The sequence below is a fragment of the Bradyrhizobium sp. CCBAU 51765 genome (assembly GCF_015291725.1).
In the GTDB taxonomy this organism is placed as follows: domain Bacteria; phylum Pseudomonadota; class Alphaproteobacteria; order Rhizobiales; family Xanthobacteraceae; genus Bradyrhizobium; species Bradyrhizobium liaoningense.
Genome location: NZ_CP030038.1, coordinates 1608012 through 1624034 on the forward strand (window position 1 = coordinate 1608012; position 16023 = coordinate 1624034).

General features: G+C 64.9%; 13 protein-coding genes and 1 tRNA gene. 10 read left to right on the top strand and 4 right to left on the bottom strand.

Annotated features, from left to right (window positions below):
• Window positions 1-73 precede the first annotated feature (73 nt).
• From XH96_RS07530 to XH96_RS07540, 3 genes are all read left to right on the top strand, one after another.
• Window positions 74-1546 (top strand): DUF839 domain-containing protein, encoded by a 1473-nt coding sequence (locus XH96_RS07530; protein ID WP_246789994.1) that lies wholly within the window; start codon window positions 74-76, stop codon window positions 1544-1546.
• A gap of 212 nt (window positions 1547-1758) precedes the next feature.
• On the top strand, window positions 1759-3495 hold the full coding sequence (locus XH96_RS07535; RefSeq protein WP_194391865.1) for a type I secretion system permease/ATPase: 1737 nt from the start codon (window positions 1759-1761) through the stop codon (window positions 3493-3495).
• Entirely contained in the window at window positions 3492-4796 is a 1305-nt protein-coding gene (locus tag XH96_RS07540; protein WP_194391866.1) for an HlyD family type I secretion periplasmic adaptor subunit, read from the top strand. The genes XH96_RS07535 and XH96_RS07540 overlap by 4 nt, the downstream gene beginning before the upstream one ends.
• Window positions 4797-5080: 284 nt before the next feature.
• On the opposite strand, the gene XH96_RS07545 is transcribed toward XH96_RS07540, so the two are convergent.
• The 3 genes from XH96_RS07545 to XH96_RS07555 form a co-directional block, all read right to left on the bottom strand.
• Window positions 5081-5155, bottom strand: a tRNA-Val gene (locus tag XH96_RS07545).
• A gap of 158 nt (window positions 5156-5313) precedes the next feature.
• The gene (locus tag XH96_RS07550) at window positions 5314-6612 is read right to left on the bottom strand and encodes a hypothetical protein (RefSeq protein WP_194391868.1); all 1299 of its coding nucleotides are present in this window, start codon (window positions 6610-6612) and stop codon (window positions 5314-5316) included.
• A gap of 120 nt (window positions 6613-6732) precedes the next feature.
• Window positions 6733-7338, bottom strand: coding sequence for a DUF1134 domain-containing protein (locus XH96_RS07555; RefSeq protein ID WP_035679986.1), 606 nt, complete (start codon window positions 7336-7338; stop codon window positions 6733-6735).
• Between the two features lie 138 nt (window positions 7339-7476).
• Here XH96_RS07555 and XH96_RS07560 point away from each other — a divergent pair, with 138 nt between their 5' ends.
• Window positions 7477-7962 carry a YHS domain-containing (seleno)protein gene (locus tag XH96_RS07560; protein ID WP_194391870.1) on the top strand — a complete coding sequence of 162 codons (486 nt, stop codon included), beginning with the start codon at window positions 7477-7479 and terminating at the stop codon, window positions 7960-7962.
• Here XH96_RS07560 and XH96_RS07565 read toward each other — a convergent pair.
• The gene (locus XH96_RS07565; RefSeq protein ID WP_194391871.1) at window positions 7956-8786 is read right to left on the bottom strand and encodes a 3'(2'),5'-bisphosphate nucleotidase CysQ; all 831 of its coding nucleotides are present in this window, start codon (window positions 8784-8786) and stop codon (window positions 7956-7958) included. The two genes, XH96_RS07560 and XH96_RS07565, sit on opposite strands and share 7 nt — an antisense overlap.
• A 179-nt stretch (window positions 8787-8965) precedes the next feature.
• Between XH96_RS07565 and chpT the strand changes: the two genes are divergently transcribed.
• The 6 genes from chpT (at window position 8966) to XH96_RS07595 (ending at window position 15760) form a co-directional block, all read left to right on the top strand.
• Window positions 8966-9619 carry a histidine phosphotransferase ChpT gene (gene chpT, locus XH96_RS07570; RefSeq protein ID WP_194391873.1) on the top strand — a complete coding sequence of 218 codons (654 nt, stop codon included), beginning with the start codon at window positions 8966-8968 and terminating at the stop codon, window positions 9617-9619.
• Window positions 9620-9816: 197 nt separating this feature from the next.
• On the top strand, window positions 9817-12633 hold the full coding sequence (locus XH96_RS07575; RefSeq protein WP_194391875.1) for a hybrid sensor histidine kinase/response regulator: 2817 nt from the start codon (window positions 9817-9819) through the stop codon (window positions 12631-12633).
• A gap of 78 nt (window positions 12634-12711) precedes the next feature.
• Complete coding sequence (locus XH96_RS07580) at window positions 12712-13182, top strand: chemotaxis protein CheW (RefSeq protein ID WP_194391877.1); 471 nt, start codon at window positions 12712-12714, stop codon at window positions 13180-13182.
• A 71-nt stretch (window positions 13183-13253) separates the two neighbouring features.
• Window positions 13254-13619, top strand: a complete 366-nt coding sequence (locus tag XH96_RS07585) for a PleD family two-component system response regulator (protein WP_007600538.1) — start codon at window positions 13254-13256, stop codon at window positions 13617-13619.
• 75 nt (window positions 13620-13694) lie between these two features.
• Window positions 13695-14891: a chemotaxis response regulator protein-glutamate methylesterase gene (locus XH96_RS07590; RefSeq protein WP_194391878.1), complete on the top strand. Its 1197-nt coding sequence runs from the start codon at window positions 13695-13697 to the stop codon at window positions 14889-14891.
• Window positions 14888-15760 carry a protein-glutamate O-methyltransferase CheR gene (locus tag XH96_RS07595; protein WP_194391880.1) on the top strand — a complete coding sequence of 291 codons (873 nt, stop codon included), beginning with the start codon at window positions 14888-14890 and terminating at the stop codon, window positions 15758-15760. Before XH96_RS07590 ends, XH96_RS07595 begins: the two co-directional genes overlap by 4 nt.
• Window positions 15761-16023 lie beyond the last annotated feature (263 nt).

Sequence of the window (16023 nt, forward strand, 5' to 3'; positions counted from 1 at the left end):
CATCGACGTCCGCGACTTCAACATTCCATCCTTTCAGACGCTCATCAATTCCGCGCGCCAGGTCGGTCATCACGTGCAGATCAATCTCGGCCATGGCGATACGTTGATCGTCGAGCATGCCCGCATTTCCGATCTTCACGCCGAGCAGTTCATTCTTTCCAATGAGGCGACGGGCACCTCGAGCTCACAGACGCCCTACCTGCTCAGCAGCAATTCGCACGTCTATACCGAGTCGCTGCTGACGACCGGCGACAGCGTGAACGGCTACAAGATGGCCGGCATTCCGGACGGCCTCGGCGCGTTCGACAATGGCGACGGCACCTTCACCGTCCTGATGAACCATGAGCTTCCCGGAACGGCCGGAATTGCCCGAGCGCATGGCGGCACCGGCTCGTTCGTGTCGGAGTGGGTCATTGACAAGACGACGCTGCAGGTCGTCTCGGGCAAGGACCTTGTCCATGACGTCTGGATGTACGAGGGCGGCACCTATGTCGACCACAACGCCGGCAACAGCCCGGTGACGTTCAACCGGTTCTGTTCGGCAGACCTTGCCGATTCCGGCGCGTTCTACAACGCGCAGACGGGGCTCGGCTTCGACGGCAGGCTGTATCTCACCGGTGAAGAGGGAGGCGTCGAGGGACGGGCCTTCGCTCACGTCGTCGGCGGTCCCCAGGACGGCAACAGCTACGAGCTGGCCTGGCTCGGCAACATGGCCTACGAGAACGTGGTCGCCAATGCGCATACCGGGGACAAGACCGTCGTCGCCATGATGGATGACGGCCAGAACGGGCAAGTCTACTTCTATTCCGGCACCAAGCAGGCGACCGGAAATGTCGTCGAAAAGGCCGGTCTGACCGGAGGCCATCTGCTCGGAATTCACGTCAGCGAGTTCGAGGGTTCCGCGAACAATGCGCCGAGCAGCACCGATCCGCTGGGTACCGACGGGAAGTCCGCCTTCACCATGATCGATCTCGGCGACGTCAGCGGCAAGACCGGTGCGCAAATCGACGCGGACAGCGAGACTGCGGGCGTGACGAGCTTCCTGCGGCCGGAGGACGGCGCATGGGATACGCTCAACCCGAACCGCTTCTACTTCGTGTCGACGAACGCGTTCAACGCACCGAGCCAGCTCTGGGCGCTGGACTTCACCGACGCGTCGCACCCCGAGCTCGGCGGCACCATCAAGCTGCTCCTCAACGGCAGCGAAGGTCAGAAGATGCTCGACAACATTGCCGTCGATTCGCACGGCAAGCTCATTCTGTCCGAGGACGTCGGCAACAACGCCCATCTCGGCAAGGTCTGGCAATATGATCCTGCGACCGACGCGCTCACACAGCTTGCCGAGCACGATCCGAGCCGCTTCGTTACGGGAGCTGCGAACTTCCAGACCCAGGACGAAGAGGCATCGGGCGTCATCGACGTCTCGCACATCCTCGGTAACGCGGGGGAAAACGTCTACCTGATCGACACCCAGTCTCACCTCAATGTGGGAGGAGAGCTTGTCGAAGGCGGCCAGCTGCAACTGATCCACCAATATCTCGTCTGACCCCAGTCGCCTGACGAGGATATTGCTCAATGTGGAGGTGCCGGGCTCCCCGGCCGGCACCTCCTTTACTGTCAAACGGCTGTCATCAATCATCGACAGTTAGGAGCAGTTGCATCGCTTCTTCGGTGAAGGGCGGTCGGTTCGGGACAATCACCTCATCGTAAGCCGCGGAGTAGTTGCGTGTGATGTTGGCTACGCAAGCAGGCTCTTCCATGGATGCAGGATCGGAGCTGCGCGCCGCCCTTCGATCGTGCCGCACGGCCCTTGTGGGCATTGCGGCGTTCAGCGGATTGATCAATATTCTCAGCCTGACCGGCTCCCTCTACATGCTGGAGGTCTATGATCGCGTGCTGCCTGGCCGCAGCGTATCCACGCTGGTGGGCCTGACGATCATTGCGGCCTTGCTGTTCGTCTTTCAGGGCACATTGGAAGTGGTTCGCGGCCGTATGCTGGTTCGCATCGGGAACCAGATCGACTGGCGCATCAGTGACCGCATCTACGATCTGGTGGTTCGCCTTCCGCTTCGGACACGCGGCGGTGGAGACGGACTGCAGCCGGTTCGCGACGTCGACACCGTTCGATCGGTGATGTCGGGCTCCGGTCTGCCTGCGTTGTTCGATTTGCCTTGGCTGCCGTTCTACCTCGCCATCTGCTTTGCTTTCCATCCGCTGATCGGCATGACGGCGCTCGGCGGTGCCCTCGTGCTGGTGGTGCTGACGTTGGTCACCGATCGGCTGTCGCGGCAATCCGTCCGAAAGGCGTCGAGCTATGCCGCCGCACGCAATCGCCTGGCGGAAGCCAGTCGTCGCAACGCGGAAGTCCTGATCGCAATGTCGATGTCGTCCCGGTTTCTGGAGCGGTGGCGCAAGCTGGGCGATGCGCATCGCAGGCAGCAAAGAATCGCCAACGATATCTCGGGAGGTTTCGGGGTCACGGGACGGATGCTGCGCATGATGCTGCAATCGGCCGTGCTCGGCGTCGGGGCCTATCTCGTCATCCGACAGGAAGCATCCGGCGGAATCATCATTGCCAGCTCCATCCTGACGGGTCGGGCACTTGCACCCGTGGATGTCACGATCGGCAACTGGAAGAACTTCATCGCCGCTGCCCAAAGCTGGCAGCGCCTCACCGGGCTGATGTCGGCGTTGCCGGCCTCCGCCGACAAGCTGCCTTTGCGGCCGCCGGAACGGCTCCTCGTCGTGGACAAGCTGTCGGTCACGGCTCCTGGATCGGAAAAGCTCCTGGTTGCCGATGTCAGCTTTCACCTGAAGGCAGGCAGCGGGCTCGGCATTGTCGGCGCCAGCGGCTCGGGAAAATCCTCGCTGGTGCGCGCCCTCGTCGGCGCATGGCGGCCGTCACGCGGCGTGATCCGGCTCGACGGTGCATCGCTCGAGCAATGGTCGCCTGACGCACTGGGAAATCATGTCGGATACCTGCCTCAGGACGTCGAATTGTTCGAGGGTACCATCGCCGAGAACATTGCACGGTTTGCGCCTGATGCTTCCATGGAGCAGATCCTTGCCGCTGCCAATGCGGCCGGCATCCACCAGCTTATCGTCAGCCTGCCCGATGGATACAACACCCAGATCGGCGAACAGGGCGCACTCTTGTCGGCGGGCCAGAGACAGCGCGTGGCGCTCGCGCGGGCACTCTATGGAAATCCCTTCCTGGTCGTGCTCGACGAGCCCAATTCCAACCTGGATATCGAGGGCGAAGAGGCGCTGACTCGCGCAATTCTCGCCGTTCGGGCCCGAGGCGGTGTTGTCGTCATCGTCGCTCATCGTTCCAGCGCGCTGGTTGCCGTGGACTTCGTGATGACGATGTTCCATGGCCGGCAGCAGGCCTTCGGGCCCAAGGAAGAGGTGCAGTCGCTGCTGGCGAGGCGGGAAGCCGGGCCGCCTGCCGCGCCATTCAAGGTCGTCGTCCCTCAACCGGCCGCATCCACATGACCACCGCGATATACGGCGAAGATCGCAGCATGCGCCATCATCTGCTTGCCGGAGTCATTCTGGCGGCAGCGCTGACCGGCGGGATCGGCGGCTGGGCCGCGACGACCGAGCTGTCGGGAGCGGTCACCGCCGCTGGATCCGTGGTCGTCGACTCCAATGTCAAGAAAGTCCAGCATCTCACCGGTGGTGTCGTTGGCGAGCTGATGGTTCGCGAGGGCGACCATGTCCGTGCCGGCGAGACATTGGTGCGGCTCGACGAAACCGCCCTGCGTGCCGGCCTCGCCATCTATACGAAGGGATTGGACGAGATGCGCGCCCGCAAGGCTCGTCTTGCCAGCGAGCGAGACGGTGCCGACCATCTCGTCGTTCCGCAGGAACTGCTGGATAACGCTTCTGCGGAATTCGCTGTTGCGCTCGGCAGCGAACGCAAGCTGTTCGAGTTGCGCGCCACCGCGCGTCGCGGCCAGAAATCCCAGCTTCGCCAGCGCATCGCGCAGCTCGAGGACGAGATCCGCGGCTATGCGGCCTTGCAGCAGGCCAAGGCGGAAGAGATCGAATTGATTCAGCGCGAGCTGACCGGAGTGCGCGGCCTCTGGGAGAAGAATCTCGTCCAGATAAACCGTCTCACCCTCCTGGAGCGCGAAGCCGCGCGTCTCAAGGGCGAACTGGCGCAATCGATCGCCTCCACGGCTCAAGTCCGGGGCAAGGTCACCGAAATCGAGCTGCAGATCCTGCAGATCGACCAGGACCTCAGCAGCGAGGTTGCCAAGGAATTGCGCGAGATCGACGGCAAGATTGGCGAGTTCATCGAGCGGAAGGTGACGGCCGAAGATCAACTGAAGCGGGTCGACATACGCGCTCCCCAAGCCGGCGTGGTTCATCAGCTCAACGTCCATACGGTCGGCGGCGTGGTAAGCCCGGCCGACCCCGTCATGCTGATCGTGCCGGAAGCCGACCTGTTGATGGTGGAAGCCAAGGTTGCTCCGGCCGACATCGACCAGCTCTACGTCGGTCAATCGGCAAGCCTGCGGTTCTCTGCATTCAACCAGCGCACGACGCCGGAGATCGAAGGGAAGGTCAGCCGCATCTCCGCCGACGTGACGCCGGATCAACGCACGGGTCAGAATTTTTACACCGTACGTGTCTCGATATTGCCCGAGGAGCTTGCGCGACTCGGCAATGTCAAGCTCGTGCCCGGCATGCCGGCGGAAGTTTTTGCCAAGACCTACGATCGCAGCATCTTGTCGTATTTCACCAAGCCCCTTCTGGACCAGGTTGCCCGGGCCTTCCGCGAGCGTTGACGCGGGGCGATGCAAGCGGCCCGCCAGCCTCCGCATCGGGCGAGTGATCCGTTCAGGTACGATCGACCGCCCGGTGCCCTTCTCCCCTGATCATGCCATCCTGCCCCTGTTTTGCCCGACAAGTCAAATTCGAATTCGGAAAAGGCGCAACCCATTGATCCGGGTGGGGCCGTCTACTGTGCATGGGGTTGTTTTTCGATTTTTGCTGCAACGCTCCCGGCAAGCGCCAACTGAGCCGTCAACTGTCCGGAATTGTTCGATACTGCAGGAGGCAAGGGGATGGATGGTGGGCGCACAAGGGATCGAACCTTGGACCTCTCCCGTGTGAAGGGAACGCTCTCCCGCTGAGCTATGCGCCCGGGACCATCATGCAGGCGGCCGGACCTTCGGCCGGCCGTCACATCGGAGCCCGCGATTTAGAAGTGCGGGCCGAAGGTGTCAAGTTTTCAGGCGCCGCGGGCGCGGAAAACCTTCGGCAGGTCAGGCGATCCGCAACGGAAGCCTGATTTTGGGCCGGTTACGCGCCCTGCTGGCGGGCGCGGGAGGCGTGGGACTGGAGCGCACGGATGCGCTCGGCGAGCGTTCCGCCGCCTTCGGGCAGGCGGGCCGCGGGAGCGCCGCCCGTCTTGGCGTCGTTGGCCGGGCGCGGTGCCGGCTTCGCCGGCTGGCCGGCCTCGGCCGCGAGCAGGGCCTCGATCGGGGAATTCGGGCCTTCGAGCTGCATCGCGAGCTTTGCGACTTCCGCCGCAATGTCGTTGATGCGCTCGCGCAACAGCGCGTTCTCCATGCGCTCGGTGGCCCAGGAGCTCTCCGCCTGCTGCTGGATCGCGTTGACGTCGCGCTGAAGCTTGGCGCGCTCGTCGCGTGCGGTGCGCAGCTGCTCCTCCAGCGCGGCCTTTTCGGCGCGCAGCGACTCCATTGCAGCCGACGACTTGCCGCCGCTCAAGGCGGCGATCTCGACGCGCAGCTCCTTGATGGTGCGCTCGTTGCTCTCATTGGCCTGGCGCAGCTGGTTGTTCTCATAGTCGCGCTCGGCGAGCAGCTTGCCCTGCGTGGCGAGGCGTCCTTCGAGGTCGGCGACGCGGCCGGACAGCATCTCGGCCTCCTTGACCTGCGCGATGAGCTGGCGATCGAGTTCGGTGACGCGCTGGCTCAGATTCTCGACGCGGCCGCGCGCCTCGGCGAGTTCGCGCGAGGCGGTCTCGGATTCGGTCCGCTCCTGCGCCAGGCGCGCCTGGGTGGCGGCAAATTCCTTCTCGGCATCGCCGACGCGGTTCTTCAATTGCTCGATCTGCGCGCGCACCGCGATGAGTTCGACCTGGCGGCTCTCCGCCATCATCGAGCGGTCGGACAGTTCGGAGTTGATCTTGGCGAGCTCGGCCTGCTTGTCGGCCAGCGCGATCTCGGCCTCGCGCAAGGCTTCGGTCTTGGCGTTGAATTCCTCCTCCGTGGCGCGCAGCTGCTCCTTCACCGCCCTCTCGCGCGCCTCCAGCGCGAAGATCGTGGCGTTCTTCTCGCCGAGCTCGATCTTCATGCGGTTGATGGCGTCGCTCTTCTTGCCGAGCTCGGCGAGCTGGCTCGTGGTCTTGTTCTTGAGCTGATCGACGCTCATCTCGAGCCGGCGCGCCGACATGGCGAATTCGGCACGGAGCTGGTCCTTGTCGGCCTGGATCTCGGCCATCGACAGCGGGGTGGCGGCCTCGAGCCGGCGCGTGGTCAGGCGCACGGCGCGGTTATGCACCAGCGGCACGATCGCGAGCCCGCACAGCATCGAAAGCAGGAAACCGATCGCCAGGTACATGATCGGTTCGACCATGGGCCAGAACTCCCAGAGCTAAGGAAAAATTTACCAACGACAATGCATGCGGGGCCGGCAAAAAGCCAGCCCTGGCCTGTCGTTAACCTTGATCCCTGGGTGGGTGGGAGGGAGAGGACCTTAGAACGGGTTCCAGGTCGCCCGCGGGGTGAATTTGAGATAGCCGATATTGGCGCCCAGCCGCAGGCCGAGGCCGGAGCGGATCGGCACCAGCACGATGTTGTTGGCGGTGAGCGCCGTCATGCCGAAGCCGCCGATGATATAGGCCGAGCCGTCGATGCCGCCGAAGCGCTGGTAGATCGCGTTGGTGGCGGGCAGGTTGTAGACCAGCGTCATGGTGCGCGCGCCGTCGCCGCCCCAGTCGAAGCCGAGCGAGGGGCCCTGCCAGTAGACTCTGAGGTCGCCGGCATTCTTGGTGTAGAGCGTGCCTTCACCGTAGCGCAGGCCGGCGACGAAAGCGCCGGAGCCTTCCTCACCCAGGATGTAGCCGTTGGGCAGGCCCCATTGGCTGACCGCCTTCTCGATGATCGAGGCGAGCCCGCGCGAGACGTTGCCGAAGAAGCGGTGGCCGGCCGTGACGAGCTCGTCAGGCCCATAGGTGCTGGGCGTCGGGGTCCGCTGCGGCGGCGGCAGGTCGGGCGGCGGCGCCTGCTGGGCGGAAGCCGGCACGATCCAGCCGACCATCGCGGCAAGCGCGAGCGCAGCAAGGCGTGATGCGAAAGTCATAAAGAACCCCTGGTACCGAATCCGGTCGCTTCCTTAACCTGACGCCAACAGGCACGGCTCTAGGTTGCGCCGGATGTCCCCTCGACTCGGATGTTATCCGCAGCAACTATGACGGCACAACGGCAGGAAGATAGCCCTTTGCGCCCCGGAATTGCCTTGATCGGCCTCCTCGTCTGCTTGCTGTCGGGCATAGGGCTCCTCGGCGCGCGGGAGCCGGCGGAGGCTGCCACCACCGAACGGGTCGTCGTCAACCGCTTCAGCGGCGTCGCCATCGAGGGCTTCGACCCCGTCGCCTATTTCGTCGATGGCCAGGCAGTGCAGGGCACGGCGGAGTTCGAGGCCAACCTCTGGGGCGCGGTCTGGCGCTTTCGCAACGAGGGCAACCGCGCTTCCTTCCTGGCCCACCCCGAGATCTACGGACCGCAATTCGGCGGCTATGATCCGGCCGACATTGCCCGCGGCGTCACCGTCGCCGGCAATCCCTATTTCTTCGCGGTCGTGGCGCAGCGGCTCTATCTGTTCAGCCGGGAAGCCAATCGCGACGCCTTCATCGCCAATCCCGAGCGCTTCCTCTATGAGGTGGGCAAGCGCTGGCCGGCGCTTCAGGAACAGCTCGGTCAGTAGCAGCCTACCGCCTGCGGATCGCCCCAGGCGATAAATTCGGGGACGATGAAGCCGGTGTCGCTGCGCTGGCCGAAGCGGAGTGCACCGCCCTTGCCGTCGGTCACCCTGCCGCCGGCCGCGGTCACGACCGCGCAGCCGGCCCCGACATCCCATTCCGAGGTCGGCCCGAAGCGGGGATAGATGTCGGCGCTGCCTTCCGCGATCCGGCCGAATTTCACGGCTGAGCCGATCGTGCGTCGGACGGCATTGGGCCTGTTGTCGATGAACGCCTCGCTCTTGGGATCGCCATGCGAACGGCTCACCGCCGCGATCCAGGACTCCCCTCGCGTCGGCAGCTTGCGGGTGTGGATCGGCTCGGCCGTCCCGATGGTTGCGCCGTTGATCTTCATCCGCTCGGCGCCGCGGCCGACGATGCCGCGCCAGAGCAGGCCGAGCGCCGGCGCGCTGACGATGCCGAGCAGGGGCTCGCCCGATGTCACGAGGGCGAGGTTGACGGTGAACTCGTCGCGCCCGGCGACGAACTCCTTGGTACCGTCGAGCGGATCGATCAGGAAGAAGCTGCCCTGAAACGGCGGGGAGGCGAGCTGGGCCTGCTCCTCCGACAGCGTCGGAACGTCGCCCGCGAGCTGCGCGAGGCCGTCGGCGATGATGCGGTCGGCGGCAAGGTCGGCCTCGGTTACCGGCGAGCCGTCCTGCTTGCCTTCGATCCGCATGGCGGCGCGGTCGACGGCAAGGATCGCCTCGCCCGCCTTCACCACCAGCGCGGTCAGCGGCTCCATCAGGCCGGATGCGGCCGCCCCGTCGATGATCCGCATCACCTGCATGCCTCATTCATCGGCAATTCCGTTCCCCATCCACTGATTCGCTTTATGGCCTCCTTAGGCCGATCGCAAGCTAGCTGCCGCGGGCTTGCGAATGTTAGAACCCGCAGCATCCGTCAAGCATGCGTGATTCGCGGCATCCAGCGCCGTCCAATCCCAGGAACCCTCCAGGACCCCTTTATATGTCTGACGCCTCGTCGCCCGCGCCCGTTACCGCTCCCGATATGCTCGAACTCGCAGCGCTCCTGTGCTCGCGGGTCTGCCACGATCTCATCAGCCCCGTCGGTGCCATCGTCAACGGGCTCGAAGTGCTCGACGACGATCCCAAGCCCGAAGACCGCGAGTTCGCGCTCGACCTGATTCGCAAGAGCGCCAAGACCGCCTCGGCCCGCCTCCAGTTCTGCCGCCTTGCCTTCGGCGCAGCCGGCTCCTCCGGCGCGCAGATCGATCTCGGCGATGCGCAGACCATGGCGCGCGGCCACATCGAGGACGGCAAGTGCGCGATCACCTGGAATTTGCCGCGGCTGCTGCTGCCGAAGAATCGCGTCAAGCTGCTGCTCAACATGCTGGTCGTCGCCCAGCATACGATCCCGCGCGGCGGCATGCTGACGATCGACCCGATCGGCGACGGCGAGACGATGAGCTTTCGCATCACTGCGACCGGACACAATGCGCGTTTGCCGCAGAACATCGCCGAGCTCCTGAGCGGCGAGCGTGGCCCCGCCGCGGATGCGCATGCGATCCAGCCTTATTATACGCGGCTGCTCGCGCAGGCCTGCGGGCTCACGGTGACGCTCAAGCCGGAAGGCGAAGCCATCATCGTTACCGCTTCGTAAACGTACGCGTCGCGCTCGGCTTCTTAATCGAATCTTTACGAGGCGCTTCGGCTTGTCCGGAGCGCCTTATCTCTTTGTTGGTCCCGTTCTTTTGCACATACTCAACCAATATTAAACGCTTTGCGGTGAAGCTGGTCCCATTCCGAAATGGCGCATCACGCCTCGTGCGCGCCCTTCCTGTATGAAGGCCTGTTTTCATGGATGATCTGTTGCGGGAGTTTTTGACGGAGACCAGCGAGAGCCTGGACACCGTGGACAATCAGCTGGTGAAGTTCGAGCAGGAGCCGAACAACGCCAAGATCCTGGATAACATCTTCCGCCTGGTCCACACCATCAAGGGCACCTGCGGCTTCCTCGGGTTGCCGCGGCTGGAAGCGCTGGCGCATGCCGGCGAGACCTTGATGGGCAAATTCCGTGACGGCATGCCGGTGACCGGGCAGGCGGTGACGGTGATCCTGTCCTCGATCGACCGCATCAAGGAGATCCTGGCCGGCCTGGAGGCGACCGAAGCCGAGCCCGAAGGCAACGACCGCGACCTCATCGACAAGCTGGAAGCGATGGTCGAGCAGGGCATGGCGGCGATGGCGGCCGGTTCGGCTCCCGTCGCCGAATCTCCGCCGCTGGCGCCGGAGGCGCCGGTTGCCGCTGCGCCCGCGCCGGCAAAGGAACTGACCACGGGTTCGCTGATCGACCAGACCCTGGAGCGCCCGTTGCGCCCCGGCGAAGTCTCACTCGATGAGCTCGAGCGCGCCTTCCGCGAGACCGCGATCGAAGCGCCGGTGCCCGCGCCCGTTGCCAAATCCGAAGCCAAGGCTGAAGCCAAGTCCGAAGCCAAGCCTGAAGCAAAGCCTGAGCCCGCCCCCGAAGCGCCTGTCGCGGAAGCAAAACCCGCCAGGGAGAAGGCCGCGCCGAAGAAGTCGACGGCCGACGAGGGCGCCTCCGAGGGCGACCGCATCGCCAACCAGTCGATCCGCGTCAACGTGGATACGCTGGAGCACCTGATGACCATGGTCTCCGAGCTGGTCCTGACCCGCAACCAGCTGCTGGAGATCTCGAGGCGCAACGAGGACACCGAGTTCAAGGTGCCGCTGCAGCGCCTCTCCAACGTCACCGCCGAGCTGCAGGAAGGCGTCATGAAGACGCGCATGCAGCCGATCGGCAATGCCTGGCAGAAGCTGCCCCGCATCGTCCGCGATCTCTCGAGCGAACTCGGCAAGCAGATCGAACTGGAGATGCACGGCGCCGACACCGAGCTCGACCGCCAGGTGCTCGATCTGATCAAGGACCCGCTCACCCACATGGTGCGCAACTCCGCCGATCATGGCCTCGAGACCCCCGCCGAGCGGCTCGCTGCCGGCAAGGGCGAGCAGGGCACCATTCGCCTGTCCGCCTATCACGAGGGCGGCCACATCATCATCTGCATCGCCGACAACGGCCGCGGCCTCAACACCGAGAAGATCAAGGCCAAGGCGATCTCCTCAGGTCTCGTCACCGAGGCCGAGCTGGAGAAGATGAGCGAAGCCCAGATCCACAAGTTCATCTTCGCGCCGGGCTTCTCGACCGCGGCCGCCATCACCTCGGTGTCGGGGCGCGGCGTCGGCATGGACGTGGTGCGCACCAATATCGACCAGATCGGCGGCACCATCGACATTAAGAGCGTGGCCGGCGAAGGCTCGAGCGTCACCATCAAGATCCCGCTGACGCTCGCCATCGTCTCGGCGCTGATCGTGGAGGCCGCCGGCGACCGCTTCGCCATCCCGCAGCTCTCGGTGGTCGAGCTGGTGCGGGCCCGCGCCAACTCCGAGCACCGCATCGAGCGCATCAAGGACACCGCGGTCCTCAGGCTGCGCAACAAGCTCCTGCCGCTGATCCATCTGAAGAAGCTGCTCAAGATCGACGACGGCGCGGCCTCGGATCCCGAGAACGGCTTCATCGTGGTGACCCAGGTCGGCAGCCAGACCTTCGGCATCGTGGTCGACGGCGTGTTCCACACCGAGGAGATCGTGGTCAAGCCGATGTCGACCAAGCTGCGCCACATCGACATGTTCTCCGGCAACACCATCCTGGGCGATGGCGCGGTCATCATGATCATCGATCCCAACGGCATTGCGAAGGCGCTCGGCGCCGCCGGCTCCTCGGCCCATGACATGGGCGACGACGCGGCCGGCCATCACATCGGATCGGGCGAGCAGACCACCTCGCTGCTGGTGTTCCGCGCCGGCTCGTCCCAGCCCAAGGCGGTCCCGCTCGGGCTCGTCACCCGCCTGGAAGAGCTCCCCGCCGACAAGATCGAGTTCAGCAACGGCCGCTACATGGTGCAGTACCGCGAGCAGCTGATGCCGCTGGTGGCCATGGAAGGCGTCACCATTGCCAGCCAGGGCGTCCAGCCGATCCTGGTGTTCGCCGACGACGGCCGCTCCATGGGCCTCGTCGTCGACGAGATCATCGACATCGTCGAGGAACGGCTCAACATCGAGGTCGGCGGTTCAAGTTCGGGCATCCTGGGCTCGGCCGTGATCAAGGGCCAGGCCACCGAGGTGATCGACGTCGGCCACTTCCTCCCGATGGCGTTCTCCGACTGGTTCACCCGCAAGGAGATGAAGCCGTCGATGCACTCGCAGTCGGTGCTGCTGGTCGACGACAGCGCCTTCTTCCGCAACATGCTGGCGCCGGTGCTCAAGGCCGCCGGCTACCGCGTCCGCACCGCGCCGACCGCGCAGGAGGGCTTAGCTGCGCTCCGCGCCCAGAGCTTCGACGTGGTGCTGACCGACATCGAGATGCCCGACATGAACGGGTTCGAGTTCGCCGAAGTGATCCGGTCCGACAACAACCTCGCCGCGACGCCGATCATCGGCCTGTCGGCGCTGGTGTCGCCGGCGGCGATCGAGCGCGGCCGTCAGGCCGGCTTCCACGACTATGTCGCCAAGTTCGACCGTCCCGGCCTGATCGCGGCGCTGAAGGAGCAGACCGCGGGCGCCGCCGGCGCTTCCGAGCTGAGCCGGGCCGCGGCGTAAGAGCATGATCCGGAAAAGTGTGAAGCGGTTTTCCGACAAGATCATGCTCAACCAAAACGCAGGATCAGGAGACAAGCGATGACCAGCAAGACCCAGTCGGCCGAAGGCGCCATGGTGGAATACGTCACCGCGATGATCGGCGGCCAGCTGTTCGGCCTGCCGATCTCCCGCGTCCAGGACGTGTTCATGCCCGAGCGCGTCACCCGCGTTCCCCTGTCCTCGCGCGAGATCGCGGGCGTCCTCAACCTGCGCGGCCGCATCGTCACCGTGGTCGACATGCGCGCCCGTCTCGGCCTGCCCAAGGCCGAGGACGGCAAGGTGCCGATGGCGGTCGGCGTTGACCTGCGCGGCGAATCCTACGGCCTGCTCATCGACCAGATCGGCGAAGTGCTGCGCCTGCCCGAGGCCGGCATGGAGGAGAACCCCGTCAACCTCGACCCCCGCATGGCCAAGCTCGCCGGCGGCGTCCACCGCCTCGACGGCCAGCTCATGGTCGTCCTCGACGTCGATCGCGTCCTCGAGCTCGCACCCGAAATGATGGCGGCCTGATACGGCGGCATCGTCGCCGACGGACTTGCAATTGGAAGTGCCCCCGCAAAGGGGAGGAAGCAGAGGTTCACATGCGCACTTGTCTCGTCGTTGATGATTCCAGCGTCATCCGCAAGGTTGCGCGGCGGATCCTGGAGGGCCTCGACTTCCAGATCCTCGAAGCCGAGGACGGTGAGAAGGCGCTGGAGGCCTGCAAGCGCGGCCTGCCCGACGCGGTGCTGCTCGACTGGAACATGCCCGTGATGGACGGCTATGAGTTCCTCGGCCATCTCAGGCGCATGCCCGGCGGCGACCAGCCCAAGGTGGTGTTCTGCACCACCGAGAACGACGTCGCGCATATCGCGCGCGCGCTGCATGCCGGCGCCAACGAATACATCATGAAGCCGTTCGACAAGGACATCGTGACAGCGAAATTCCAGGAAGTCGGCCTTATCTGAGCGTTCGCCCGAAGGCTGAACGGATCCTTCGGCGCCTGCTTTCAACCATATCGTTTCAGTCTGAGTTGGTGAGTAATGAGTGTTGCGTCCGCAGGGAATTCGACCACGACGCCGTCGCGCGATGCAGGGCCGCTGCGGGTGATGATCGTCGACGACTCCGTCGTCATCCGCGGTCTGATCTCGCGCTGGATCGGCGCCGAGCACGACATGGAGGTCGCGGCCTCGCTGCGCACCGGGCTCGAGGCGGTCAACCAGATCGAACGCATCAACCCCGACGTTGCCGTGCTCGACATCGAGATGCCCGAGCTCGACGGCCTCTCGGCGCTGCCGCAACTGCTGGCCAAGAAGCGCGATCTCGTCATCATCATGGCCTCGACGCTGACCCGCCGCAACGCGGAGATCAGCTTCAAGGCGCTGTCGCTCGGCGCGGCGGACTACATCCCGAAGCCGGAATCGACGCGCGAGGCATCCGCGGCCGACATCTTTCATCACGACCTGATCCAGAAGATCCGCCATCTCGGCGCGCGGCTGCGTCGCAAGGCTGCGGTTGCGAGCCCGCCGCTGGCGCCCGCAAGCCCGGCTCCGGCCGCGCGCAGTCCTGTTGCGCGGCCTGCGGCGCCTGCGCCGGCTCCGGCCGTGCATGCCCCGTCGTCAGGATCGCTGTCGACGCGTCCGTTCTCGACCCAGGCGCCGAAGGTGCTGCTGATCGGCTCGTCGACCGGCGGTCCTCAGGCGCTGATGTCGCTCGTCACCGAACTCGGCCCGGTGATCGACCGCTTCCCGGTGCTGATCACCCAGCACATGCCGCCGACCTTCACCACAATCCTTGCCGAGCATCTGGCGCGTTCGAGCCGCCGGCCGGCGAGCGAGGCAGTCGACGGCGAGCCGGTGAAGGCCGGACGGATCTACCTTGCGCCCGGCGGCAAGCATATGCGCGTCGTGCGCAGCGGTGCGGATGCCGCGATCTCGCTCGATGACGGGCCGGCGGTCAATTTCTGCAAACCTGCGGTCGATCCGCTCTTCACCTCGGCCATCGACGTCTGGCATGGCAATATCCTCTCCGTGATCCTGACGGGCATGGGCTCGGACGGCATGCGCGGCGGCAAGGACATTGTCGCCGCCGGCGGCAGCGTCATCGCACAGGACGAAGCCTCGAGCGTGGTCTGGGGCATGCCGGGGGCGGCGGCCAATGCCGGCATCTGCGCGGCGATCCTGCCGCTCAATCAGATCGGCGCCAAGGTCAATCGCCTGTTCGCGGGAGACCGCTCGTGACGCCGACGGATTACGACTACCTGCGCAAGTTCCTGAAGGAGCGCTCCGGCCTCGATCTCTCGGCCGACAAGCAGTACCTGGTCGAGAGCCGGCTGCTGCCGCTCGCCCGCAAGGCAAGCCTTCCCGGCATCCCCGATCTCGTGCTGAAGATCAGGAACGGCGACGGCCGGCTTGCGACCGACGTGGTCGAAGCCATGACCACCAACGAGACCTTCTTCTACCGCGACAAGATTCCATTCGACCATCTGCGCGAGACCATCCTGCCGGGTCTGATCCAGGCGCGCGCGGCGCGCAAGAGTTTGCGCATCTGGTCGGCGGCCTCCTCGACCGGGCAGGAGCCCTATTCGATCGCGATGTGCGTGAAGGAGATGGGCGCGGCCTTCGCCGGCTGGCGCATCGAGATCGTCGCCACCGACCTGTCGCAGGAGGTGCTGGAGAAGTCCAAGGCCGGCGTCTACAGCCAGTTCGAGGTACAGCGCGGCCTGCCGATCCAGCACCTGATGAAGTACTTCACCCAAGTCGGCGAACTCTGGCAGCTCAATGCCGACATTCGCGCGATGGTGCAATTTCGCCAGCTCAACCTGTTGCAGGACTTCTCCCATCTCGGCACGTTCGACGTGATCTTCTGCCGCAACGTGCTGATCTATTTCGATCAGGACACCAAGGCGGTGATCTTCGAGCGCGTGGCGAAGGCGATGGAGCCCGACGGCACGCTGCTGCTTGGCGCTGCCGAGTCCGTCGTCGGCATCACCGACGCATTCCGCCCCATGACCGACCGTCGCGGTCTCTATCAGCTCAACCCCGCGCGCTCCGGCCGCCCAATGGGTGGACTGATGCCGCCGTCGTTGAAGGTGGCAGCGGCGAGGTGATTGGCCGAACGACAGGCGATCTCACTGAACGCTGTCGTTGCAAATGATCGGCAACAACTGACGGACATCGCTTCGCCTTGGCGCGAGGCGCTTCACACGCGTTTGCGCATTGCAGATTACTCAATTACCGGCGCACGCAAGGGGGCGTGCCGCGATGCAATACAATCGCGGCCCTGATCAACATCTGACGGTTGTGCTAAGCTGCCGATCGTCCCGCCGCACCGAGGCGGGATTCCATTCCATCATGAACCGTACTGAGGAGG